Source organism: Pseudomonas sp. LBUM1664, from assembly GCF_059695895.1.
Map to the genome: position 1 here is coordinate 3,145,580 of NZ_CP166791.1, position 23,744 is coordinate 3,169,323.

At 58.3% G+C, this 23,744-nt stretch carries 20 protein-coding genes; 18 read left to right on the forward strand and 2 right to left on the reverse strand.

The genetic code is table 11. The features are described from left to right. Positions 1-185: 185 nt before the first annotated feature. From ACA047_RS14575 to ACA047_RS14635, 13 genes are all read left to right on the forward strand, one after another. Positions 186-1,136, forward strand: coding sequence for a VOC family protein (locus ACA047_RS14575; RefSeq protein WP_497360114.1), 951 nt, complete (start codon positions 186-188; stop codon positions 1,134-1,136). Next, positions 1,136-1,492 carry a Rieske (2Fe-2S) protein gene (locus ACA047_RS14580; RefSeq protein WP_497360116.1) on the forward strand — a complete coding sequence of 119 codons (357 nt, stop codon included), beginning with the start codon at positions 1,136-1,138 and terminating at the stop codon, positions 1,490-1,492. The genes ACA047_RS14575 and ACA047_RS14580 overlap by 1 nt, the downstream gene beginning before the upstream one ends. Positions 1,493-1,707: 215 nt before the next feature. After that, a complete protein-coding gene (locus ACA047_RS14585) occupies positions 1,708-3,378 on the forward strand; it encodes a DUF1302 domain-containing protein (RefSeq protein WP_497360118.1) in 1,671 nt (556 codons plus the stop codon). Between the two features lie 14 nt (positions 3,379-3,392). Continuing rightward, positions 3,393-4,760 carry a DUF1329 domain-containing protein gene (locus ACA047_RS14590; RefSeq protein ID WP_497360120.1) on the forward strand — a complete coding sequence of 456 codons (1,368 nt, stop codon included), beginning with the start codon at positions 3,393-3,395 and terminating at the stop codon, positions 4,758-4,760. Positions 4,761-4,812: 52 nt separating this feature from the next. Beyond that, a complete protein-coding gene (locus ACA047_RS14595; protein ID WP_497360122.1) occupies positions 4,813-5,943 on the forward strand; it encodes a WD40/YVTN/BNR-like repeat-containing protein in 1,131 nt (376 codons plus the stop codon). 3 nt (positions 5,944-5,946) lie between these two features. After that, positions 5,947-8,439: an efflux RND transporter permease subunit gene (locus ACA047_RS14600; protein ID WP_497360124.1), complete on the forward strand. Its 2,493-nt coding sequence runs from the start codon at positions 5,947-5,949 to the stop codon at positions 8,437-8,439. Then, the gene (locus ACA047_RS14605; protein WP_497360126.1) at positions 8,429-9,631 is read left to right on the forward strand and encodes an MFS transporter; all 1,203 of its coding nucleotides are present in this window, start codon (positions 8,429-8,431) and stop codon (positions 9,629-9,631) included. The genes ACA047_RS14600 and ACA047_RS14605 overlap by 11 nt, the downstream gene beginning before the upstream one ends. Before the next feature lie 76 nt (positions 9,632-9,707). Then, the gene (locus tag ACA047_RS14610) at positions 9,708-10,751 is read left to right on the forward strand and encodes a Rieske 2Fe-2S domain-containing protein (protein ID WP_497360128.1); all 1,044 of its coding nucleotides are present in this window, start codon (positions 9,708-9,710) and stop codon (positions 10,749-10,751) included. Between the two features lie 146 nt (positions 10,752-10,897). Further along, positions 10,898-11,479, forward strand: coding sequence for a cupin domain-containing protein (locus ACA047_RS14615; protein ID WP_497360130.1), 582 nt, complete (start codon positions 10,898-10,900; stop codon positions 11,477-11,479). After that, entirely contained in the window at positions 11,476-12,459 is a 984-nt protein-coding gene (locus ACA047_RS14620) for a fumarylacetoacetate hydrolase family protein (protein ID WP_497360132.1), read from the forward strand. Before ACA047_RS14615 ends, ACA047_RS14620 begins: the two co-directional genes overlap by 4 nt. Positions 12,460-12,470: 11 nt before the next feature. Continuing rightward, positions 12,471-13,481 (forward strand): NAD-dependent epimerase/dehydratase family protein, encoded by a 1,011-nt coding sequence (locus ACA047_RS14625; RefSeq protein ID WP_497360134.1) that lies wholly within the window; start codon positions 12,471-12,473, stop codon positions 13,479-13,481. After that, entirely contained in the window at positions 13,468-14,253 is a 786-nt protein-coding gene (locus ACA047_RS14630) for a cyclase family protein (protein ID WP_497360136.1), read from the forward strand. The genes ACA047_RS14625 and ACA047_RS14630 overlap by 14 nt, the downstream gene beginning before the upstream one ends. Before the next feature lie 12 nt (positions 14,254-14,265). Beyond that, positions 14,266-15,012, forward strand: a complete 747-nt coding sequence (locus ACA047_RS14635) for a FadR/GntR family transcriptional regulator (RefSeq protein ID WP_497360138.1) — start codon at positions 14,266-14,268, stop codon at positions 15,010-15,012. On the opposite strand, the gene ACA047_RS14640 is transcribed toward ACA047_RS14635, so the two are convergent. After that, entirely contained in the window at positions 15,002-15,925 is a 924-nt protein-coding gene (locus ACA047_RS14640; RefSeq protein ID WP_497360140.1) for a LysR family transcriptional regulator, read from the reverse strand. The two genes, ACA047_RS14635 and ACA047_RS14640, sit on opposite strands and share 11 nt — an antisense overlap. A gap of 284 nt (positions 15,926-16,209) precedes the next feature. Here ACA047_RS14640 and ACA047_RS14645 point away from each other — a divergent pair, with 284 nt between their 5' ends. From ACA047_RS14645 to ACA047_RS14665, 5 genes are all read left to right on the forward strand, one after another. Next, a complete protein-coding gene (locus ACA047_RS14645) occupies positions 16,210-17,169 on the forward strand; it encodes a LysR family transcriptional regulator (protein ID WP_497360142.1) in 960 nt (319 codons plus the stop codon). Positions 17,170-17,268: 99 nt separating this feature from the next. Continuing rightward, positions 17,269-18,279, forward strand: coding sequence for an ornithine cyclodeaminase family protein (locus tag ACA047_RS14650; RefSeq protein WP_497360144.1), 1,011 nt, complete (start codon positions 17,269-17,271; stop codon positions 18,277-18,279). 26 nt (positions 18,280-18,305) lie between these two features. Next, the gene (locus ACA047_RS14655; RefSeq protein ID WP_497360146.1) at positions 18,306-19,322 is read left to right on the forward strand and encodes a dihydrodipicolinate synthase family protein; all 1,017 of its coding nucleotides are present in this window, start codon (positions 18,306-18,308) and stop codon (positions 19,320-19,322) included. 16 nt (positions 19,323-19,338) lie between these two features. Next, entirely contained in the window at positions 19,339-20,808 is a 1,470-nt protein-coding gene (locus tag ACA047_RS14660; protein WP_497360148.1) for an NAD-dependent succinate-semialdehyde dehydrogenase, read from the forward strand. 339 nt (positions 20,809-21,147) lie between these two features. Further along, the gene (locus ACA047_RS14665) at positions 21,148-22,281 is read left to right on the forward strand and encodes an FAD-dependent oxidoreductase (RefSeq protein WP_497360150.1); all 1,134 of its coding nucleotides are present in this window, start codon (positions 21,148-21,150) and stop codon (positions 22,279-22,281) included. A 278-nt stretch (positions 22,282-22,559) separates the two neighbouring features. Here ACA047_RS14665 and ACA047_RS14670 read toward each other — a convergent pair whose 3' ends face one another. Next, positions 22,560-23,717 (reverse strand): alpha/beta hydrolase family protein, encoded by a 1,158-nt coding sequence (locus tag ACA047_RS14670; RefSeq protein ID WP_497360151.1) that lies wholly within the window; start codon positions 23,715-23,717, stop codon positions 22,560-22,562. Between the last annotated feature and the right edge of the window lie 27 nt (positions 23,718-23,744).

Sequence of the window (23,744 nt, forward strand, 5' to 3'; positions counted from 1 at the left end):
GTATCACGTTTGCCAATACATCACATCCTGACATGCGATTAGTCAGCGTCCTCGTACATCGGCAACCTCTCCAGCCAGTCGGTCGCGATTTGCAGCGCCCGACCACCACCACCGGACTTACCGGCCCTGACCTCTGAAGAGGGCCTCGGTGAGCCCGTATCATAATTTCAATGGAGTGGTATGGCATGAACATCATTGGCCTAGACGCCCTGGTTTTTGGCGTCGACGACATCCCTGCCTGTAGCGCCTGTCTGAGTGACTACGGCCTGACCGCGGTCGGAGCCGATAGCAACGGCGGGCGTTTTGAAGCCTTGGACGGTACGGCAATTATCATTCGGCGCGCGGATGATCCGGCGTTGCCACCGGCCATTGGCCCGGCTCCCTCGATTCGCGAAACCGTCTACGGCGTGGCCAGCGCGGCTGACCTCGATGCAATCGGTCATGAGCTCTCGCGCGATCGAACGGTGACCTGGGACAGCGAAGGTGCGTTGCACAGCGTTGATGACTCGGGCTTCGCCATCGCTTTTCAAGTCAGTGTCCGGCGCGACTTCAGCGCGGCGCCCGACCTCACGAACTCGCCGGGTAGCGCAGCACAGCGCCCAGTCAATCAGTTGGGCATCTTTCCCGACATGCCGGCCGTACCGCGCACCTTGTCCCACGTTGTGTATTTCGTGCCTGATGCCGCCAAGGCCGAGTCGTTCTATGCCGAGCGTCTGGGGTTCAAAACCACGGATCGTTTCGACGGTGTCGGTCCGTTCATGCGCCCGCGTGGTTCGGATGAGCACCATTGCCTGTTCATGATTCAAACCCCGCCCCATATGCAGGGCTGCGAGCACTTCACCTTTCACCTGGGCAGTGGCACCGAAGTGCTGCTGGCGGGCCGGCGTTTCGAGCAAAGCGGCTGGACCAGTTTCTGGGGGCCAGGACGCCATCTCTTTGGTTCTAACTGGTTCTGGTATTTCAACAGCCCACTGGGTTGCCACATTGAGTACGACGCCGACATGGACAGGCACGACGATGCCTGGGCGGCGCGACAGGCACCGATGTCGGCGGACACCTCACAGTTGTTCCTGTTCACCTCGCGTGAGAATTGGTCACCGGGTGGTCCTCCTCCCAAAGAAGTTGAACATGGGTGATGGGCACAGTGTTGCTGTGTCGCATCGACGCATTGGTCGAGGGTCAAGCCTATGGTTTTGACCCCCTGCAGCAGGGGCGTGACAGTGTTTTTGCGCTATGTCATCGGGGGCAAGTGCGGGTTTATCTCAACAGTTGCCCGCATCTTCAGGTGCCCTTGCAATATCGCAAGGACCGCTTCCTGAGTGCCGACGGTGAACGAATTATCTGTTATGCCCACGGAGCACAGTTTCTACCCGATACAGGTGAATGCATCTACGGACCGTGTCTTGGCCAGGCCCTGACGGCGCTTGAGTTCAGTCAGGAAGGCGGATGGCTGGTGCTGCCGGTCGAACAGTTGGCGGTGCAAAAGGTGTGATCGAGGTATCGCCTTTGGTGATAGATCGCATCCCGGGACTCGATTGGTCAAATTCCTGTTTTGACGAGAAGCTGATTTCGAGCCAGCCCATGCAGCCTTGCATGCAATGCCCCCTGGACCCACGGCTCTATCGTTGACGAAGTGAAAGCGCTGCCCCAACTGAGAGGCGCAGTGTGATGAAACTAAAAAAATAAAAACAACAGAGAGGTTTCTCCATGGCACGTATCGATGCCGCCGTTTTTCGCGGCGAACGTCCTCCCTTTGCCCTGAGTCTGGCTGCGCTGATGCTTGGCATGCTCGGTTCCAATGCCAATGCATTTGAGTTCGACTCCGGCAATCCCGATCTTCGCGTACGTTGGGACAACACACTCAAATACAGCGCTGCCTGGCGGGTGGAGGGACAGTCCGACAAGCTGACCAAAGGACAGACGTCCCTCAACCTGGACGACGGTGATCGTAACTTCGACAAAGGCCTGATTTCCAACCGGCTTGATCTGCTGTCGGAGTTCGATATCACTTACCAGAACTTCGGCGCGCGGGTCAGCGGTGCGGCCTGGTACGACGATGTCTACAACCAGAAAACCGACAACAACGACGCATCTCGCAATAACAGTCTTTCCGGCGATGAGTTTTCCAGTGACACCCGCGAGCTGCACGGCCGCAAGGCTGAGTTGCTGGATGCGTTCATCTTCGGTAAAGGGCAAATTGGCGATAGAGCCATCTCTGGTCGTATCGGCCAGTACGCCATGCAGTGGGGTGAAAGCCTGTTCTACGGGGCAAACGGTATCGCCGGTGGCATGGCGCCTATCGACGTGGTCAAGAGCCTGTCGGTACCCAATACCCAATTCAAAGAGTTGATCCGTCCGGTCAAACAAGTATCTACGCAATTTGAACTGACACCGCAAGTATCGGTTGGCGCCTACTACCAGTTTGAGTGGGAAGCCAACCGTCTTCCGGCCTCCGGCAGCTATTTCTCGACCGATGACTTTTTTGGTGCTGGCAACGAGAGGCTGTATGTAGGTTCACCTGTGATGCCCGGAGGTGAGCCGCTGGCGTTCTATCACGGCAAGGACAAGGACGCGAAGGACTCGGGGCAGGGCGGCTTGCAACTGCGCATTCGCGGCGAGACTGTGGACTGGGGACTGTATGCGATCCGGTTCCATGACAAATCACCGCAGATCAACACGCGCCCGGACTTCGCTAACGTCAATCCGCAGACGGGCAAGGCTGGTGAATACTACTGGCTCTATCCCGAGGGGATTGAAGCCGTTGGCGGCAGTTTCTCCCTCACCCAGGGCGACTACAACATCGCCGGCGAAGTATCGACCCGCTGGCACCAACCCTTGGCATCGACCAATCAGCGCTCCCTGCTAGCCGCAGAAGCGCTGAACAATGACGACGACTCGCTTTACGTCACGGGACACACGTTGCACGCCAACCTGTCCTGGCTCGCAACGTTGGGCCCCTCGGTTATTTCCCAAGAAGCCAGTTTCATGGGCGAGTTTGCCTGGAACCGGACCCTGAGCGTGACCCGCAGCCCGGACGCATTGGATCCCCATGCCGACCGCGATGCCTGGAGTATGCGCACCGTCTATGAACCGATGTACCGCCAAGCATTCCCGGGGCTGGATCTGAGTATTCCGATGGGGGCCAGCTACACCCACGGCAACTCGTCAGCGTTGGGCAGTGCCTTCGGCGTCAACAACGGTGGCGATCTCAACATCGGGATCAAGGGCAACTACCTCAATAGTTGGAATCTCGGCCTGACCTACACCCATTACTACGGGCCGGAGAATACCTTTCTCGACGCAAGCAGCAACTACACCTACGGCCAAACGATGAAAGACCGTGACTTTGTCTCTTTCTCCGTCAGCCGCACTTTTTGAGTCAGGGGCAACCGATGAATAACTATAAACGCATCGCTACTTTGTTTACTTGCCTGGCTTCTTCATTGCTGATTGCCCAAGGGGCCCTTGGAGCCGTCTCGGCTGAGGAGGCGGCCAAGCTGAAGACCTCGCTGACGCCTCTGGGTGCCGAGCGCGCCGGTAATGCCAGCGGGACGATTCCTGCCTGGGACGGGGGCTACACAAAGGCCGATCCAAACTACAAAGATGGTGGTAAACGCAGTGATCCGTTTGCCAACGAAAAACCGCTGTACACCATCACGGCGCAAAACATGGGGCAGTACAGCGATCAACTGTCCGAAGGTGTCAAAGCGATGCTCAAAAAGTATCCGGACACCTACCACCTGGATGTCTACCCGACCCACCGGACCGCTGCCGCACCGCAGATTGTGTATGACACGACCTTCAAGAATGCGACCCAAAGCAAACTGGTCGATGGCGAAGGGGGACCTGAACCCCAGAATGCCGCAGGCGGTGTTCCATTCCCGATTCCGCAGAGCGGCGCCGAAGCCATCTGGAACCACCTGACTCGCTGGCGAGCAGCGTCCTGGCACGCCAGTTTCTTTCAGTACCTGGTGACTTCCGACGGTAAGCCAGTGTTGACCAACGATTCACGGGCCGACTATCAGATGCCTTGGTATTTGCCCAAAGGCACTAACGACAACGGCGTCTTCTGGCAGACGCGGATGACTAACGATGGGCCACCGTTGCGTGCGGGGGAAGGGATCGTCGGACGTGAGAATATCAGTGCAGACAAAACGGTAACGTGGACTTACCTGCCAGGACAGCGTCGGGTTCGCCGCCTGCCCAATAGCTGCTGCGATACGCCAACGCCGGCCAGCGCCGGGGTCATGAGCTTCGATGAACTGTATGTGTTCACCGGTCGAATCGACCGGTTCAACTGGAAACTGCTGGGTAAGAAGGAGTTGTACATCCCGTATAACTCCAACAGGGTCTTTACCGCCAATGCGCCCACTGACCTGCTGGGTCAACATCACCTGAACCCTGCCTCAATCCGCTGGGAACTGCACCGCGTCTGGGTGGTGCAAGCGTCGCTCGCCGAAGGCAAGCGCCATGTGCTGCCCAAGAGCACTTACTACCTCGATGAAGACACCTGGAGTGCCGTATTGGCTGAGCGTTATGACGCTCAGAACCAACTGGTGAAAATGTTGTGGACCACCCCCGTCGTATTGCCTGATCTGCCAGGTGTGGTGACCGTCAACAACGGTTTCTACGACCTGCTGTCCGGGGCTTGGTTTGCAGGCGACATCTTCGCCGGCAAGAGCGAGCAGTACCGCATCATGCCCACATACCCGGATTCGGTGTTTACCGGTGATGCGCTGGCGGGTGAAGGCGTTCGCTGACACCAGGTGTTGCGCCCGTGCACGCGGGCGCATCCAATCGAGGAGAGGATTGATGGTCTGCCGTCTTAACTACAAGAACCTGCATGCAAGCGGGCTGCTCTGTGCGCTGCTGGCCTCGGCGCTGACGCTGAACGTGCGGGCCGCCGAGCAGCCTGATGTGCTGGGGCAACCCAGCGTTATGACAAGACAGGCCGCGCGTGCGGTGTTGTTGGACATCACCCGGGTTGGCCAACGTCTGGTCGCGGTCGGGGAGCGAGGGGTTCTGCTGCTGTCGGATGACAATGGCATCAGCTGGCGCCAAGTGCAGATGCCCGTCAGCACGACCCTGACGGCGGTGCAGTTTGTCGATGCCCGCAACGGCTGGGCAGTCGGGCATTCGGGGGTCGTGTTGCACTCCACAGACGCTGGGCAGAGCTGGCAGTTGCAGCTTGATGGGCAGCGCGCGGCGGGGCTGGAATTGGTTGAGGCCCAAAAGGCTGTCGAGACTACGACCGGCGACGATGCGCAACAACGGTTGCTGGCGGCAAAACGGATGGTCACCGATGGCGCGGATAAACCCTTCCTGGCTTTAAATTTCAGTGATGCCGAACACGGCTTGATCGTCGGCGCCTATGGCCTGGCGATGCGTACGGATGACGGTGGCAAGAGTTGGCAGTCATTGATGGGCCATATTCCCAATGTCCAAGGCTTGCATCTGTATGCGTTGGCGCGTTCCGGCGAGACGGTTTATATCGCCGGCGAACAGGGTTTGTTACTTCGATCACTGGATTCAGGAAAGCATTTTGAACGTTTGAACAGCCCCTATGACGGCAGCTATTTCAGCCTCGCAGTCCAGGCGGATGGCGCGCTGCTGGTTGGAGGTCTGCGCGGCAATGTCTTTCGTTCACGCGATCACGGTGACACCTTCGAGGGCCTGGTCAATCCAGTCCCTGTCTCACTTGGGTCGGCAACCCGCATCGGACAACAGACGTTATGGGTCAATCAGGCTGGCGGCCTGCTATCCAGTGCTGACGACAGCCCATTGCTGCAGCCTGTTGTGACACCCGAAGGGCCGCCCCTGATTAACGTGGTGGACGCCGCCGACGGTTCGCTGGTCGGAGCTGGATTTGCCGGTGTTTCGCGAATGTCGATGCCCAATGTGAGCCAGTCGTCCAGCAAACCAGCCCAAGCCGTCCTGGAGTAATAGATGAACATCACGACTCCTCATCGCGCTCAACCCATCGTCGGTAGCCTGGCCGATTTCGATCGCCAGTCCGGTTCGTTACTTGAACGTGCATTGTTCAACCACCGGCGTCTGGTCCTGCTGATTTGCCTGCTGATTACCGCGCTGCTCGGTTGGCAGACGACTCACCTGCGACTCAACGCCAGTTTTGAAAAAATGATCCCCAGCGATCATCCGTACATTGTCAACTACCTGGAAAACCGCAAGCAGCTATCTGGCCTGGGTAATGCGGTGCGTATCGCCGTCGAGAACAAGTCCGGCTCGATCTACGATGCCCATTACCTGAAGCAACTGCAAAAGCTCAATGACCAGGTGTATCTGTTGCCGGGTGTTGATCGGGCTTATATGAAGTCCTTATGGACACCCGCTACCCGCTGGGTGGGTGTGACCGAGGATGGGCTGGAAGGCGGGCCAGTCATTCCGGATGGCTACAACGGTGATGACGCAAGTCTTGCGGCGCTCAAACGCAATGTTGAACGATCCAATGAAATCGGTCAGCTCGTCGCGTTCGACCAACGTTCAAGCATCCTGTATGTGCCTTTGTTGACGACCACGGCGGATGGTCAGCCGTTGGACTACACAACGTTCTCTCAACAGCTGGAAAGTCTTCGCCAGCAGTATCAGAGCGATACCATCGGCATTCACATCACCGGCTTCGCCAAGGTGGTGGGCGATCTGATCGATGGACTCCGGCAGATCCTGCTGTTCTTCGCGGCGGCGCTGATTATCACCACCGCAGTGCTCTATTGGTTCACCCGTTGCCTGCGCAGCACATTGTTGGTGGTGTGCTGTTCGCTGGTCGCGGTGATCTGGCAACTGGGCCTGTTGCCAATGCTCGGCTATCAACTCGATCCGTATTCGGTGCTGGTGCCGTTTCTGGTGTTCGCCATTGGCATGAGCCACGGTGCGCAGAAGATGAACGGGATCATGCAAGACATAGGTCGCGGCGTTCATAAGCAGGTCGCTGCTCGCTATACCTTTCGCCGTTTGTTCCTGGCCGGTCTGACGGCGCTGCTGTGCGACGCGGTGGGTTTTGGCGTGCTGATGATCATCAAGATCCAGGTCATCCAGGACTTGGCGGTGATCGCCAGTATCGGCGTGGCGGTGTTGATTTTCACCAACCTGATTTTGCTGCCGATCCTGCTGTCGTTCCTCGGTGTGAGCCAGACCGCGGCCTTGCGCAGTCTCAAAAGCGAGCAAGTGGCCGAAGCCGGGGGCAACAAACATCCCGTGTGGCGTTTTCTCGATCTGTTTACCCAACGCAAGTGGGCCACCGTGGGGGTGGTCGTTGCGGGTTTGCTCGCCACCGGTGGCTATCTGGTCAGCACGCACCTCAAGATCGGCGATCTTGATCCGGGTGCGCCTGAGTTGCGCGCCGACTCGCGCTACAACAAAGACAACGCGTTTATGACCGGCCACTACGGGGCTAGCAGCGATGTGTTCGCGATCATGGTCAAGACCCCGATCGGCGCCTGTTCCCATTACGACACGCTGCGGCGGGTGGATAACCTGGACTGGCAACTGCGTGGCCTGGAGGGCGTCGACTCGACCAACTCACTCGCGTTGCTCAACCGCCGCATGCTTGTAGGCCTGAGTGAAGGCAGCCCGAAGTGGTATGAGCTGCTGAACAATCAGGCGACCCTGAACATGGTCACCGCGGGGGCACCACGGGGGCTGTACAACGAAGACTGCAGCCTGCTGACGCTGTACGGCTACCTGTCCGATCACAAGGCCGACACCCTGAGTCGGGTCGTCAATACCGTGGAAGCGTTCGCCCGGGACAACAACAGTGATCAAGCGCAGTTCCTGCTTGCGGCAGGCAATGCTGGCATCGAAGCCGCGACCAATATCGTCGTCAAGCAGGCCAGCCACGAGATGCTCTGGTGGGTCTATGGCGCGGTCATTCTGTTGTGCCTGGTGACTTTCCACTCATGGCGCGCGGTGCTCTGTGCGGTGCTGCCCTTGGTGCTCACCTCAATCCTTTGCGAAGCGCTGATGGTGGCGCTGGGCATCGGCGTCAAGGTCGCAACGTTGCCGGTGATCGCCCTGGGCGTGGGAATTGGCGTGGATTACGCGCTGTATGTGATGAGCATTGTGCTGGCGCGCCTGCGTCAGGGTGAAAGCCTGTCCCAGGCCTACTACCACGCCCTGTTGTTCACCGGAAAAGTGGTGATGCTGACCGGCGTGACCTTGGCTATCGGGGTCGGCACCTGGGTGTTGTCGCCCATCAAGTTTCAGGCTGACATGGGCGTTCTTCTGGCGTTCATGTTCGTCTGGAATATGGCCGGTGCGCTGATTCTGCTGCCGGCACTGGCTTACTTCCTGTTGCCTGTGAGTCGCCGTGAAGGGGCAGGGCAGGTCAAGGAGGAGGTACCCGACCTCAATAAGACTCACCCCACCGCATCGGTGCATCGTGAGTTCCCTAACAAAATTTTGGAGGTGGTCCGTGAACGCTGAACGCGAGGCAGGTTTTGCGCAATCCTTATTGCTGCTTCTTGGCAGTTGCCTACCGGTACTGGGCGCGGTGTTGCTGGCCCCCGTGCTGCCGGGCATTCAGGCACATTTTGCCGATACTCCTGGGGCAAATGTGCTGGTGCCCATCGCATTAACCCTACCGGCCCTCATGATTGCACTGCTGGCCCCCGTTGCCGGACTCATCGCCGACCGCTTGGGCCGCAAGCCGCTGCTACTGGGCGCCATGCTGCTCTACAGCGTGTTTGGACTATTGCCGATCTGGCTTGAGTCGTTGCCCGCCATTGTCATCAGCCGGGCGGGTATAGGTATTGCCGAAGCCGCGATCATGACCTGTTGTACCGCCTTGATGGGCGACTACTACAGCGGTGCGCGTCGCGAGCGTTTGTTTGCCCTGCAGATGGTCGCCACCTCCCTGGCGGCGACGATTTTCATTGCCGTCGGTGGCTTGCTCGGTGAGCACGGCTGGCGCACGCCGTTTGTGCTGTATGGGGTAGGGATACTGTTTCTGCCGCTGATGGCCTGGTTGCTGTGGGAGCCGCGTGCGCGTGTTCTGACAGCGGCACCGACGGTGGACAGTAGATTCCCCTGGCGCAGCCTGGCGCCCTTGTATGGCTTGGCTTTCCTGACAGGCGTGAGCATGTTTGTGGTGCCGGTACAAGTCGGTTACCTGCTCAACCTGCTGCACGTCGACGGGTCACAGCAGATCGGCTTGACCATGGGCGCAAGCCAGTTTGGTGTGCTCGCCGGTGCCCTGGTTTTCCGTCTACTCAGTGGTGTGCCGGCGTACCGGCAGATGTGCCTGGCCTTTGTCACGACCGGCATTGGCGGCGGGCTGATGGCGATGGCCGACAGTCACACCTTGGTAGTCATCGCCGTACTGATCAACGGTCTGGGTATCGGTCTGATGATGCCGACCCTGATCACCTGGATCATGGCCCAAGTTGACTTCCACCACCGCGGTCGCGCCGCCGGGGGCTTCGCTGCGGCGTTCTTTGGCGGCGAGTTTTTCAGCCCGCTGATAGTGCTGGCTATTACCAGCGCGGTGAGTGGCACTCTGCCGATTGCGCTAGGCATCGTTGCAGGTCTTCAACTGGTTGTGGCCCTGGCCTGCCTTCGGCTACGCGCAAAGGGGGCGGTTTTTCCTGGCGTTGTCGCCGCAGCCCCTGATAGCTGATCTACACAGTGTTTCTCGGTAAATGCCCTGGATTCAAAACGGCGTTTTATCAAAATAAGAAAACGAGGAGAACACCATGAATTATTTGCTCAACACCTGGTACATCGCTGGGTGGGCAGACGAGCTTGCGCAAGGGGCGCTCCTTGGGAGAACGATTGTCGAACAGCCCATTGTGTTCTTTCGTGATAGCCAGGGCGTGATTCAGGCGATCGCTGATCGCTGTCCACACCGTTTTGCCCCACTGCATAAGGGCAAGATTGTCGGCGACAGCGTTCAATGCCCTTACCACGGCTTGCGTTTCGATGGCAGTGGCCACTGCACTCACAACCCCCATGGTGAAGGGAATATCCCCAAGGCCGCCTGTGTTCGCTCGTTTCCTGTCGTTGAGCGCCATACCGCGATCTGGATCTGGCTTGGCGATCCGACACTGGCCAGCGATGCGCTGATCCCCGACTTCTCCTTTTTTGAGCAGGCTCTACCCCATGCCAAGGGCAATGGGTATTTGCCAACCCGTGCGCACTACGAGCTGCTGTGCGACAACATCATGGATCTGAGCCACGTTGATTTCCTGCACCCCGATACGCTGGGTGGCGGAGCGTTGTCACGGGTGCGCGCCAGCGTTGAGGAACTGCCCAATGATCGTGTGCGCATCAGTTGGTGGGCACCTGATGACGTTCCCCCGCCGGCGTTCGGCGCTCATCTTGAAGACCCGACTCGAGCAGACGTCTGGGCTGAAGTCATATGGCACGCGCCGGGCCTGATGCTGCTGGGCAGCGGTGCAACACCCCCAGGGCATCCACGTGAGGAGGGGGCCTGCACGTGGAACCTGCATCTGATGACGCCGCAGGACGCGACGAATACCCATTACTTTTATGCCAATACACGCAATTTCCAGCAGCAAGACGCGGAGTTTAATGCCTTCGTTCAGAACATGCTGGTCGGCATTTTCGCCGGTGAAGATAAACCCATGGTTGAGGCTCAACAACGCCAGATGGGCGAGGCTGAGCTGCTCAGCCTTAACCCTGTGCTGCTTCCAGTCGATGCCGGTGCCGTTCGCTGCCGACGTGTTTTGCGTCGATTGATCGAGTCCGAGCGGGCGAGCGCTGAACTCAAGGAGTGACCGGACCGTTGTTGAAAAAGAGGCGTGCCAGGAGCGCACGCCCGATGCTCGATCTTTAAGGATTTTTTATGAATCAATTTCTGCCTGCTGCCGCTAAGGCACCGTTTTTTTTCGAACCCGTTCGCGAACTGATTGAGGAGTCGAACATGCAACAACTTTCTGGTTTCAAACGAGTCGTCACCGGGCACGATGCCCAGGGTCGGGCGGTGGTTGCGCTCAGCGGACCGACACCCAACAATTTTCCGCTCAAGGCTGTACCCGGTACGGTGTTCTATGAGGTGTGGAACAGCAGCAACAGCCCGGCGTTGCTGGATAACGGGGCCGATCCCACGGCCAAACCCCTGCAACTGAGCCCCGCGGCCCTCGGTAGCGTGGTTCGTGTCGTGGATATTCCGCCTGACAGCGTGCAAAACCAAGTCAGTGAAGAGGACGCCGCGGCGGCTTTCGCCGAAATCGGCGAGTCCCATGCTGGCACCGGGACAACGGATTCGCGGCACAAGTTGATGCACCGCACCGAGACCCTCGACTACGGCATCGTCACCGAGGGCGAAGTGTGGCTGGTGCTGGATCAGGAAGAGGTACACCTCAAGCGCGGCGATATGGTTGTGCAACGCGGTACCAATCACGCCTGGAGCAATCGCACCGAACAGATGGCTCGGATGGTTTTCATTCTGCTTGACGGTCGCTATAGCGACGAACTGGCCGCTGTACAAGGAACTCACCCATGAAGCTGGCAACCCTCAAAAGCACCGGTCGCGATGGACGGCTGGTATTGGTCTCGCGCGATCTGCGTTTGGCACTGGATGTCGGTGATATCGCGGCCACCCTGCAACAAGCCATCGATCACTGGGCCGAAGTCGAGCCGCCGTTGCAGGCGTTGTATCAGGTACTGAACGAGGGGCGGGCGCCAGGCGCCTTCGTCTTTGATCCGGCACAGGCTGCGGCGCCATTGCCGCGTACGTATCAGTGGCTCGACGGGTCGTCCTTCATCTCCCACGGTTATCTGATGCAAAAAGCGTTTCACCTCGAGCCTATCGAAGACGTAGAAAGTATTGCGCTGATTTACCAGGGCGCCGGCGATGACTTTCTCGGATCCCGTGACGATATCCCGCTGCCCAGCGAGCAACACGGTATCGATTTCGAAGGCGAGTTCGCAGTGGTGGTCGATGAGGTGCCGATGGGGTGCTCGGCCGAGGCCGCCATGGGGCATATCAAGCTGATTCTGCAGCTCAACGATGTCAGCCTGCGAGCCCTGGCTCCGCGTGAGATGAAAACCGGATTCGGCTTCCTTCAGGCCAAACCGTCCTCCAGCTTTGCCGCCGTCGCGGTCACCCCGGATGAGCTGGGCGATGCCTGGCATGAGGGGCGCGTGCACTTGCCGCTGCAAGTGCAATGGAACGGTGAATGGTTCGGCAACCCCCATGGCGGTGCCATGCACTTCGGCTTTCACCAGCTCATTGCCCACGCCGCGCTGACCCGTCGCTTGGGGTCGGGTACGGTGGTGGGCTCGGGGACGGTCTCCAATGCCGATCGCCAAGTGGGTTCGGCGTGCATTTCCGAACGCCGGGCTATCGAAATGATCGAGCACGGCGCACCACGTACCGGCTTCATGCGTTTCGGTGATCGAGTGCGCATGGAGGTGCTCGACAGAAACGGGCAGTCGCTATTCGGTGGTATCGACCAGCGCGTTGTTTCTGCCAAGGATTGAGGGAGACGATCATGCGGATATTAGTCACAGGGGCCAACGGTTTCATTGGTCGGATCCTGGTCCAACGCTTGCTCAAGACCGGGATTTTACGGGGAAAACCGATCAGTAAGCTGATCCTGTTGGACAAAGAGCTGAATGACTTTCCCGAGGATAACCGGCTGCGCTGCAATCCTGGCAGTGTCAGCGACGCTGCCTTGCTAAGACGGATATTGGCAGACGGTATCGATGTGGTCTTTCACCTGGTGAGCATACCGGGTGGCGCTGCGGAGCAGCATTACACTCCAGGTTATGAAATCAATTTGCAGGCCAGCCTGGAGTTGCTCGAGCAACTGCGGCAGCAGCCTGCAACCCCAGTGTTGATCTATGCCAGCAGCGTAGCGGTTTACGGTTCGACTCCGGCGGGGCGTATGGATGAATCCGCGAGAACGCACCCCGAATTGTCCTATGGCTCCCACAAGCTGATGGTTGAGATCGCACTGAGCGATCTGGCTCGGCGTGGAGAGGTCGATGGTCGTGCGGTGCGTTTACCCGGCATCGTTGCTCGTCCTCGAGCACCCAACGGATTGCGTTCAGCGTTCATGAGCGACCTGTTGCATGCGTTCGCTGCGGGCGAGCCTTACTGTTGTCCAGTGTCTCCCCAAGCGACGGCCTGGTGGATGTCGGCACGCTGCTGTGTCGATAACCTCTTGCACGTAGCTGAAGTGGATGAAGCCGCGCTGGGGGGGCAATGCGTCTGGCAACTGCCCGTGCTGCATCTTTCCATCAGCCAGGTCATTGACGCCCTGGCAGCGGTATACGGTGAGCAGAGGCGCGAACTCATCACGTTTGCCCCGGACGAAAGCCTGGAAGCGTTGTTCGGTCGCTACCCAGCGATGAGTGCGCCCAAGGCCCGCGCGCTGGGTCTGCGCCATGATGGCTCCGCTACGGCGCTGGTTCGAAACGCCCTGAATCCCTCTTCGCGCACTCGGCGTGCAGGCACGGTTAATTATTCTGCTGGAGATCTTGCTCATGAAATTGACTAATCGACGTCTGGTGGACTTGTCCGTCTCCTTGGAAAACAACCTGTACACCGACCCACCGCCGTTATTGCCGAAGATTGAATACAGTAACCACCAGGAAGGTTGGCCGGAGATGGCCGCCATGTTTCCCGGGTTGAAAAAGTCTGATATGCCGGGGGATGAATCCTGGGCGGCTGAACGTTTGAACATTACCACCCACAGCGGCACGCATATGGATGCACCTTGGCACTACGCCTCGACCACCGATGGCGGCAAACCGGCCTATGGCATCGATGAGCTGCCGCTGGACTGGTGCCTGCAACCTGGTGTGAAGCTGGATTTTCGGCACCTGCCCGACGGGCATGTGGTCACGGCCGCCGAAGTGGAAGGCGAATTGACACGCATCGGCCATTCGTTACAACCCTTGGACATTGTCCTGGTCAACACTCGGGCTGGAGCCTTGTTCGGCTTGCCCGGCTATCTGGATGCCGGTGTCGGCATGGGGCGCGAGGCCACCCTGTATCTGCTGGAGAAGGGCGTGCGGGTTGTCGGTACCGATGCGTGGAGCTGGGATGCGCCATTCAAGTACACGCGCGAGCGTTTCGTTGAAAGTGGCGATGCCTCGATCATCTGGGAGGGGCACAAGGCCGGTCGGGATATTGGTTATGGCCAGATGGAAAAACTCGCCAATTTGGAAAATCTGCCGGCCCATGGCTTTTTGGTCTCTTGCTTCCCTTACAAGATCAAGCATGCGTCGGCCGGGTTTGTCCGTGCCGTGGCGATTTTCGAGGATTGAGAATGATCGATCATGACTGATATGAACTCGCCAACTAACGTTCGGAAAAAGCGCCGTAGCCTTTCTCAAGCGCTTGAAACGCTATTGTCGGAACACATTAGCGAGGGCCGGCTACGAGGGGGTGAACAGCTGCCCACGGAGATGGCCATCATGCTTGAACATGGCGTAAGCAGAACGGTCGTTCGCGAAGCCATGTCTCGTTTGCAGGCTTCTGGAAGGGTGGTGACACACCATGGTGTGGGGACTTTCGTGCGGGGGAGTACGCTGTCGCTAGGGCCACTCATTGATCCCGCTACGATCGACATCATCGTCGACTCCCTGGCCATCATGGAGCTGCGCATTGGTCTTGAAGTGGAAGCGGCAGGGCTAGCCGCTCAACGACGAACGCCCGATCAGTTGGAGCAGATGCGCACGCTGCTTGATCGGTTAAAACAGAGTGAGGTCATGGCTGATGATTTGGCCACGCTGGACTTTCAATTTCATTTGAAAATAGCCGAGGCAACCGGCAATCCCTACATTGGCGATACCCTGCGTAACCTTGGCGTTGTCATCGTCCCGCGTAGCCGGCTTGACTCTGCACGCCTGTTCCATGATGACCCCCTGAGTTATGAACAGCGCATTCATGATGAGCATGAAAGGATTTACGAAGCGATCGTGCGTCAGGACGCTGAATGCGCACGGGCGGCCATGCGTCTGCACCTGGATGACAGTCGCGGGCATCTGCATCAGGTGCACGAGCAGAACCGAGCTAGAGAATAGGGGGCGTATCCAGGGTTTGGATCGTATCGACCACTTTTTCGCGTAGCCAACGCAACATAGGGTCGCTGTCCATACTGCGGTGCCAGGCCATGTATTCTTTCATGGTAGTCAACTCCACCGGAGGGCGAATCAATCGAAGGGGCAGCGTTTTGGCGTACAGCGAGGCAAGCCGGCTGAGCATGGTCGCTATACGTTCGGTGCCCATGAGCAGGCTGGGTATCGTGCTGAAATCGTGTGTGACGACCTCCATTCGACGGCTGCACCCGTATTGCTTGATCAGCCACTCATCCACACCCGGCGTTCTGACTCTGCCAAAAGTAGCGGCGATGTGACCCATCTCCAGGTAGCGCTCCAACGTCAGGTTTTGACCAACGCTGGTATTGCCTTCCCATACAACGCAGACGTGTTGTTCCTCGAAGAGCAATTGTGAAGGGTGTTGGGTGGAAATGTAGTGTTCTGGGGCGATCATCAAGTCGATCTCGCCATGCAGGAGCATCTCGAGAGGGGAGTCGTTCGGGCTGACCAGTTCGAACGTGACGAAAGGGGCTTCACGATTGGCTTCCTTGATGACCTCGGCAAAGATCACGCATATCAGGTAGTCAGACGCCATGACACGAAAATGGCGCTTGCTCTCAGCGATGTTTTCTCCAGGTTTGCTCGTGATCGATGTCTGGATCTTGAGAAGAACTTCGCGGACAGGACTTTGTAGTTGCTTGGCCCGTGGGGTGAGCATCATTTTGCGTCCCACCTGCACCAGCAGATCGTCTTCGAAATAGCTTCGCAGACGGCCGATGACACCACTGGTCGCCGATTGCGTCATGTGCAAGCGCGCTGCAGCACGCGTGATGTTTTGTTCCTCCAATAAAATATCGAGTGCCACCAGAAGGTTAAGGTCCAGATGTTCGAAGCGCATGGCATTGATCTCTTATTGTTTTTGTTTTTTGATACTTTCATTGAGCCCCCATGTAGTTGTCAACTACTGGATGCGGAGGCGAGGTGAAGAGTCAAAAATAAGTCGCGTATGTCGGGGGCGGCGTCACGTATCTTTCAAATCGATAGTGCGTATCGCCATTCGCGATGGGTGGGTGGCCAATAGCGCGTGCAAGGCCTGAGCCAGGGCTCTACTGTACGCATAACGTGTTGATTCGCTGGGTGGTCAGGTCGTCAAGGCAGGTTGGAAGTTCTGGAGTGTGCGGCATGAAGAATAATAAAAACCTTAACAGTAATTATATATTCGACACGGGGCCGCCCAGTGTGTCTGTCGCGCTAACGATTGTTGATCCTCGATGGATATTATTTATACGCGTTGCGGCGATTGGAAGTTTAAGTAAAGTCGCTACATTACTTGACATGCCTCAGTCCATGGTGAGTCGAAATATTGCGCTGCTCGAATCGCAATGTGGCGAACGCCTGTTCCATCGTACTGGACGGGGCGTGGTCCTGACCGAGTTTGGGGAACAGCTGTTGCCCTGTGTATCGAGCCTTCTCGCGGACGCTGAAAGCCTTGCCGATGACATTCGTAACCTGCGCGGAAAACCGGTGGGCGAGGTGGTCGTCGGCATGCTGCCTTCAGCCGTACGCCGGTATGCTGGTGCTCTTTTTTCGGCAGTGCGTGCGCAGATGCCGGGTGTCAGATTGCACCTGATCGAGGGGGCGAGCGCTCAACTGGAAGAGCAGTTGCACGATGGTCGCCTCGATATGGCGTTGGTCCTGCGTGAGGATGAGCAGAGTATCGGTGAGGCGCATTTATTGGCCAGGGTACCTCTGCACTTGGTGGGGTTAGCCACCGATCCTGTTATCGGTCATCGAGATATCCCATTGAAGCAGTTATCCGGGTTGCCATTGGTGGTGCCTGGGCGTCCCCATTTGCTGAGGGCCAGGCTCGATCACCTGGCGGTCGAGCACTCCATGGTGTTGTGCGTCGCCGTTGAGGCCGATTCTGTTCAGCTTCAGTACGAAATCGTTGCGGCGGGCGGAGGCTACGCAATTGCCTCTGTGCTGCCAGGTTCGCTGGACCAGCGACTGACCTCGGCGCACATCGTTGACCCCGTTCTTGAGCGTTTTGTAGTGCTCGTCGAGTCTCCCCGTCGACCCCTGACCCGCGCCTCCCGGGAAGTACGCAGGCTGATCTGTAACCTGGCCATGCCATCGACTTGAGCGATAGCTGCTTTCGACTCCACGCAGTATTCACCGCGGCACGTGCCTCGTAGGGTGTCAGTCAATCAATGACTGATACCCGATTGCGAGGTTAACGATATGCATGACTCCAAGGCGCCCCAAGCAATTGCACCGACGCTCTTTCTCAGCGACGCCGATGTCGCTTCGCTCGCCGACTGGAGCGGGGCCGTTGCCGCGCTCGCCGACGCCTATGCCCGCCCCACATCGGATGCGATGGTGCCGCCTCGCTCCATGGCTCGGGGCGACGGTATCTGGCTGCGCAGTTTGACCGCGGTGTCACCCGCTGGCGGCCACATGGGATGCAAGTTGATCGCGGCCTCAATGCGGGCCCGTTGCGCCAGTTATCTGATTGCATTGTTCAATCAGCAGACCATGGCGCTCAGCGCCCTGATCGACGGCAACCGGGTGACGGGGTTGCGTACCGCTGCAACCGCTGCACTGGCGATAGATCTACTTGCACCTCAGCGAGCGCTGCGGGTTGGCGTGATTGGCTCCGGGTTTGAAGCACGCGGCGCGCTTGACTGCCTCAAGTCCGTGCGTGATGTGGCTCGGGTACGCGTGTTCAGTCCTACACCCGCTAGTCGTGAGCGTTTTGCCGAGAGCTTCAGGCCAGCGCTGGATATCGAGGCGGTGAACAGTGCGCAAGAGGCCGTGCAGGATTGTGATGTGGTGATTTGCGCCGCACGCAGTCGCGACGAATCGCCGGTGTTGCAGGGCGCGTGGCTGTCGGCAGGCACTACGGTCGTGTCATTGGGCTCGACCCTGCCTGAGCAACGGGAGGTTGATGCGGCCACGATGGAGCGAGCCGTCTGCATCGTCGCGGACATGCCCCACGAGGTGCTTCACGACACAGGCGACGCCATCGCGGCCCTCAGTGCCGGCGTAAAAGTCGCCGAGAAGTTAATACCGTTGGCCGATTTGGTCGCTGGTCGTGCCCATCCGCGTCGAAACGAAAGCGACATTGTTCTCTACAAATCGGTCGGCTCGGCCCTGCAGGATGTCGTCATTGCCGAAATGCTTTATGAGCGCGCCAAACAGCAAGGCATCGGTATCGACCAGCTCACCAGTATTGTCCCTGTCTCGAAATAACCCTCCACCGTTTGAAGGAAATCATCATGACAATCTACAAAAAAGCTGATGCCCGCGCCTGGGCGCGCGAGAACCTGGTTGGCTGCTCGGCAGTCACTATCCCCAGCTTCAGCGCCGACCTCAAGGGCCTCAATGAACGTGGCATTCGTCACGACATCGAGCATACGGTCGGACTCGGTTACAGCGCCACACTGCTCTGCAGCGAGCTTGCAATCACTGCGCAGGAAAACGCTCAATTCACCGCCTGGGCCCGTGAGTCCGGAAAAAACCTGATCCTGTTCTTCCATGCGGCGTTTGGCACGCTCGCCGAGAATATCGAGGCCGCGAAACTCGCCGAGAAAGCAGGTGCAGACATTGTTCTGCTCTCTTACCCACCGCAGTTCTGGCCAACGTCAGAGCAGGAAATCTACGACTACACCAAGTCATTCTGCGACGCGACGGATCTTGCGGTCATGCTGTTCCCGATTCCACTCTGGGGTTTTGAGCGCGTGCACCCGTCCGGTATGTCCCTGGCGCTGGTGCGTCGTCTGCTCGCCGATTGCCCGAATATTGCAGCCATCAAGGCAGAGCAGGGGTTTCCGCTGCCAGCAGGTATCTGCGAGATGTACCACCACTTCCGCGATCAGGTCGTGATCAGTTGCCCGATCGAAGGTGATGCGATTCCGTTGATGAGTCTGATGGAGCTGCAGTTTTCCGGCACCAGCAACACCGCCTGGATGAGCGACTACTACCCGAAAGCTTTTGAGCTGGCACGCACGGGCCGGTTCGAGGAAGCGATGGAATTGTATTGGAAGGTCAACCCGGCACGTGGCGCCAACGGCGCAGCAGCTCAGACGTATGCCGGCGGGACGGGGGTGCTCAATCGCACGATGTGGAAGTACCAGGACTGGCTCGCCGGATTCAACGGCGGTCCGCTTCGTGCACCCGCGATGCGAGTGCCGGATCGCCTGATGAAGTCTTTGCGTCAAGGACTGGTTGCGGCCGGGCTGCCGGTGACGTCGGATCCTGATAGCGCCTTCATGATCGGGCGTAACCCTTGCTGAGTACGAGGATTGCCAAGTGAAGCATTTACTAAAAGATCCAACCCTGTGGCGTACGAGCGCCTTCATCGGCGGAGAGTGGCTGAACGAGACGCCGCACGGCCAGTACACGCTGCGTAATCCGGTCGATCAAACCGTGCTCGCCGAGTTACCGCGCTGCCGCAAAGCCGAAGTACGCCATGCAATCGATGCGGCGCACGAGGCGTTTGGTCCATGGCGGCGCTTGACGGCTAAACACCGCGGAGAGGTGTTGCGGCGTTGGTACGAGTTGATGGTTGAACATCGCGAGGACATTGCCACGCTGATTACCTTGGAGGAGGGCAAGCCACTGGAGGAGGCGCGTGGTGAAGTCGATTACGCGGCGTCCTTTGTACGATGGTTTTCTGAGGAAGCCACTCGGGTGCGTGGCGATCTGATCCCCGGCGTAAAAGAAACCCAGCGCATTGTTGTACTGCGCGAGCCCATCGGGGTCTGCGCTGCGATAACGCCCTGGAATTTCCCGGCGGCGATGATTACGCGCAAAGCGGCTCCGGCCCTCGCGGCGGGTTGCACCATGGTCGTGAAACCAGCCAGCCAGACGCCGTTGACCGCGCTCGCGCTCGCCGAACTTGCGCAACGTGCTGGCGTGCCAGCCGGTGTTTTCAGCGTAGTCACAGGTAATGACACCCGAGACATCGCGGGCGAACTCACGGGCAACCCGTTGGTGCGCAAACTCACGTTTACAGGTTCCACCGAAGTGGGCCGGTTACTGTTGGCGCAGGCGGCGCAGACGGTCAAGAAATGCTCCATGGAGTTAGGCGGCAACGCCCCCTTCATTGTCTTCGATGATGCTGATCTTGACGCGGCGGCTGACGGTGTGATGTTGGCTAAATTTCGCAACGGCGGGCAGTCATGTATCGGGGCGAACCGGGTGTTGGTACAGTCCGGGATTTATGACGCACTGGCCGATCGCATCGTCGAGCGCATGGCACGACTGAAGGTAGGCAATGGTCTGGAACCAGGCGTGCAGGTTGGGCCGTTGATTGATAACGCGGCGGTGCAAAAATCCCAGGAGCTGGTTGATGATGCCTTGGCCCAAGGTGCTCGACTATTGTCCGGCGGCACGCGTCATGCACTCGGCGGGTGTTTCTTCCAACCCACGTTACTGGCCGATGTGACGCATGGGATGAGGGTTGCTCAAGAAGAGATATTCGGCCCTGTCATGCCACTGGTGCGCTTCGATAGTGATGATGAAGCCATCACGATGGCCAATGACAGCGAATATGGCCTTGCGGCGTATCTGTTCAGCCGTGATGCGGCGCGTATCTGGCGTAATGCTGCGCGCATTGAGTCGGGCATGGTCGGGATCAACTGCGGTTTGATCTCGAATGAGGTCGCCCCCTTCGGCGGAGTGAAGCAAAGCGGACTGGGACGAGAGGGGTCTCACCTGGGGATCGACGAGTTCCTTGAGGTGAAATACCTCTGCTGGGACGGATTGGAAAGTGCCTGAAGCTCTGTAGTCGATCGTAGGCAGAGGCTCAAAGATTGCGGCTCATGTGAGCCGCATTTCTTCAGGGTGACGCTGTAGGTTTTTCGAGTAATCCGCGTAGACCTCAGGCAGGGGAGAAGCCGCTTCAACCCTGCTCCCGACACCCATCACTTCCAACGATACCTCAGATTGCATAACGCGATTTCAGCGCTGATATCCAGTCCGATAGTCTCGTTCCTGATCCGGCATTGTTCGTCGGAATCTTATGCGTTTTCAGCATTCGGTCGATAGCGCCGCTGAGCGCATCGGTGCGCAACGCAATGTCCGTCCGGTTGAAATAAGAATAATTAGGAGTGCGTGATGATTGCAGCAGTCAATAAGGTCCTGGTAATCGGAGGCGGTTTTTCCGGTATGACAGCGGCCATCCAGCTTGCCCGCCAGGGCGTTGAAGTAGATCTGGTCGAAATAGATCCCTTGTGGTGTCCCCTGGGGGCCGGAATCACGCTCAGCGGTCCCACTTTGAGGGCCCTCGATACCGTCGGAATCTTCGAGCAGGTGGCCAGCGAAGGGTATATGTCGAAAGATTTCGATGTGTTTTCACCCGCAGGCGAACTGATTGTGCAATTGGCAACTCGACCTCCGATCAGTAGCAAACCGATTCCCGGTGGCGGTGGGATTCTGCGTCCCGTATTAGCTCGAATTTTTTCCGATAAGACGCGAGAAGTGGGCACTAACGTGCGCCTGGGTATTACCTTCGAAACCATTGTCCAGCGTGGGGATGGCGTCGAAGTGACTTTCACCGATGGAACATCAGGGGTCTACGACCTGGTCATTGCTTCGGATGGCGTGCACTCGCGGATGCGAAAGGAGTTTTTCCCAGAAGCACCCTCGCCAAAACCCATTCACCAGAGCGTCTGGCGTGCCGTACTGAAACGGCCACCGGAAATCGTACGTCCCAGCCATTGGCTAGGGCGCACTAAAGTGGGCGTTAATCCCATTTCAGACACGCATATGTATATGTTCCTCATGGAAAACCGAGAGCATTCCGAGCGGATCGAACCGGAAAAATGGCCTGGTGAAATGGCGCGCCTTCTGGGGGAGTTTCCGGCTCCGATCCTGCAAACGCTTGTGCCTCAACTGTACGAGCCGTCCGCCAATATCGATTACCGGCCACTGGCTAATCTCTTGGTGCCATTACCCTGGCATAAAGGCCGCATCATGATGATTGGCGATACCGTGCATGCCACTACCCCTCATCTGGCGTCGGGCGCGGGAATTGGCATTGAAAGCGCCATCGTGCTCGCTGAAGAGCTGTTTAGTCATAGTGACCTACAGGTAGCCTTGAGTCGTTTCGAAGAGCGGCGCTGGGAGCGTTGCCGACTGGTGGTTGAGATGTCTGCGCGCCTGTGCGAGATAGAAAAAAGCGGCGGCAGCAAGGAAGAACATGCTCAGATCATGCATGAATCATTCGTTACATTGGCCGAGCCTATCTGACTGACCGAAACCCTCCGGCTGGATTGAGAGCAAATCGATGCTCACATCCAAGCCGGATGTTTAACTATCGGGGCCAGCGCACATTCAATGCAGGTCCTGGGCGAGGCCAACCTCAGGCACTCCCTGCGGTCTGAAACGCTTTAGAGACCGTAGTCGCTGCTTGAAAACCGGAGTAGGGAAGGGCTGAGCGGCCTGTCACGAACGGACAGTCGGGGGTAATCAGTGAGTCGCGATGGAGGAGAGAACGGCGGCTGTAAAGCCGCCTTCTACTCGATTTATCAGGCTGTATGCCCACCCAGGGCTTCGGCCACCCAGTCGGCGATGTAGTGACCGGCATTGATGCTGTTGTCGAGACTGGAATGCTGCACGCCGCCTTCGCGATCGGTGAATATCTTCAGTTCACGTTTCGGGCTGTTGACCAATTGCTCGTAGGTGCGATGCGCCCACTTCAACGGGATCTGCGTGTCCTTTTCCCCGTGGGTAACCAGGAACGGCACTTTGATCCGATCCAGTACGCCATCCAAGTGCATGTTTTCGGCGATGGTCATGAATTCGTCGACATCCTTGGCACCAAACACCCAGCACACATGGGCCCAATAATGCGGTACCGGGAAGTCGCCTTCCTTCTCCAAACGGCGCTTCTGCACGTCGCGCCAGTCGTGGTTGGCGCCCCATATCACGCCGCAGGCAAAGCGTGGTTCGAAGGCTACGGCACGAGGGCAGTAATAACCGCCTAACGAGACGCCTTCCAGGCCGATGCGTTTTGAATCGACATCACTGCGGGTCTCCAACCAATCGACAACACGGCTGGCCCAGTGCTCAGTGTCATAGCGAGCGGTCAGGTTGTGCAGGCGCAACGCCTCGCCGGTGCCGGGCTGGTCGATGATCAGCGAGCAGATGCCACGCTTGGCCAGCCACGCGGGCAGGCCGACGCGGTATTTCATTTCCTTGGTGGAGTCGAGCCCGTTGAGCTGTACCAGGATCGGTGCCGGACCGTCCACGCCTGTCGCGCGTACCAGCAGGCCGGAGATATGAGTGCCCTCGTAAGGGATTTCTACTCGCTCGCAGTTTTCCCCGCAAAGCTGGATACCGCGGGCGAACGTCTCAAGGAAACGTTGATAAAGCTCCGTGCGCCCGTTCGCACCGTGGGCCTGTAGACGCTCGCAGGTGAGGTAGTAGATGGCCGCGCGGTTGTACTTCTCTCCGGCGGAGAACAGACGTCCGGCGGCTTCGTCTTCCTCGGCCAGGCCGCAAAGTTTATCGGCCATGTTGGCCCAGGTTTCACGGAAAGCCTTGCTGCCAGCCGCGTCAGGTTGTTTAGCGGCCTCATGCAACGGCGCGCACATCGCTTCAATCTCGCCCATGCGCGCGCCCATCTCGATGGCCAGGCTGATGGAGGCATTCCAGACGTAATTGGTGGGGAAGTAACGGAACATTCTTATTGTCCTTTTGGTGGCGGCAGA

Coding starts and splice junctions, on each gene's coding strand:
- ACA047_RS14590 (WP_497360120.1), top strand. CDS start 3,393: ATGAATAACTATAAACGCATCGCTACTTTGTTTACTTGCCTGGCTTCT.
- ACA047_RS14575 (WP_497360114.1), top strand. CDS start 186: ATGAACATCATTGGCCTAGACGCCCTGGTTTTTGGCGTCGACGACATC.
- ACA047_RS14620 (WP_497360132.1), top strand. CDS start 11,476: ATGAAGCTGGCAACCCTCAAAAGCACCGGTCGCGATGGACGGCTGGTA.
- ACA047_RS14600 (WP_497360124.1), top strand. CDS start 5,947: ATGAACATCACGACTCCTCATCGCGCTCAACCCATCGTCGGTAGCCTG.
- ACA047_RS14665 (WP_497360150.1), top strand. CDS start 21,148: ATGATTGCAGCAGTCAATAAGGTCCTGGTAATCGGAGGCGGTTTTTCC.
- ACA047_RS14630 (WP_497360136.1), top strand. CDS start 13,468: ATGAAATTGACTAATCGACGTCTGGTGGACTTGTCCGTCTCCTTGGAA.
- ACA047_RS14585 (WP_497360118.1), top strand. CDS start 1,708: ATGGCACGTATCGATGCCGCCGTTTTTCGCGGCGAACGTCCTCCCTTT.
- ACA047_RS14610 (WP_497360128.1), top strand. CDS start 9,708: ATGAATTATTTGCTCAACACCTGGTACATCGCTGGGTGGGCAGACGAG.
- ACA047_RS14595 (WP_497360122.1), top strand. CDS start 4,813: ATGGTCTGCCGTCTTAACTACAAGAACCTGCATGCAAGCGGGCTGCTC.
- ACA047_RS14645 (WP_497360142.1), top strand. CDS start 16,210: ATGAAGAATAATAAAAACCTTAACAGTAATTATATATTCGACACGGGG.
- ACA047_RS14635 (WP_497360138.1), top strand. CDS start 14,266: ATGACTGATATGAACTCGCCAACTAACGTTCGGAAAAAGCGCCGTAGC.
- ACA047_RS14650 (WP_497360144.1), top strand. CDS start 17,269: ATGCATGACTCCAAGGCGCCCCAAGCAATTGCACCGACGCTCTTTCTC.
- ACA047_RS14580 (WP_497360116.1), top strand. CDS start 1,136: ATGGGCACAGTGTTGCTGTGTCGCATCGACGCATTGGTCGAGGGTCAA.
- ACA047_RS14640 (WP_497360140.1), bottom strand. CDS start 15,925: ATGCGCTTCGAACATCTGGACCTTAACCTTCTGGTGGCACTCGATATT.
- ACA047_RS14625 (WP_497360134.1), top strand. CDS start 12,471: ATGCGGATATTAGTCACAGGGGCCAACGGTTTCATTGGTCGGATCCTG.
- ACA047_RS14655 (WP_497360146.1), top strand. CDS start 18,306: ATGACAATCTACAAAAAAGCTGATGCCCGCGCCTGGGCGCGCGAGAAC.
- ACA047_RS14670 (WP_497360151.1), bottom strand. CDS start 23,717: ATGTTCCGTTACTTCCCCACCAATTACGTCTGGAATGCCTCCATCAGC.
- ACA047_RS14615 (WP_497360130.1), top strand. CDS start 10,898: ATGCAACAACTTTCTGGTTTCAAACGAGTCGTCACCGGGCACGATGCC.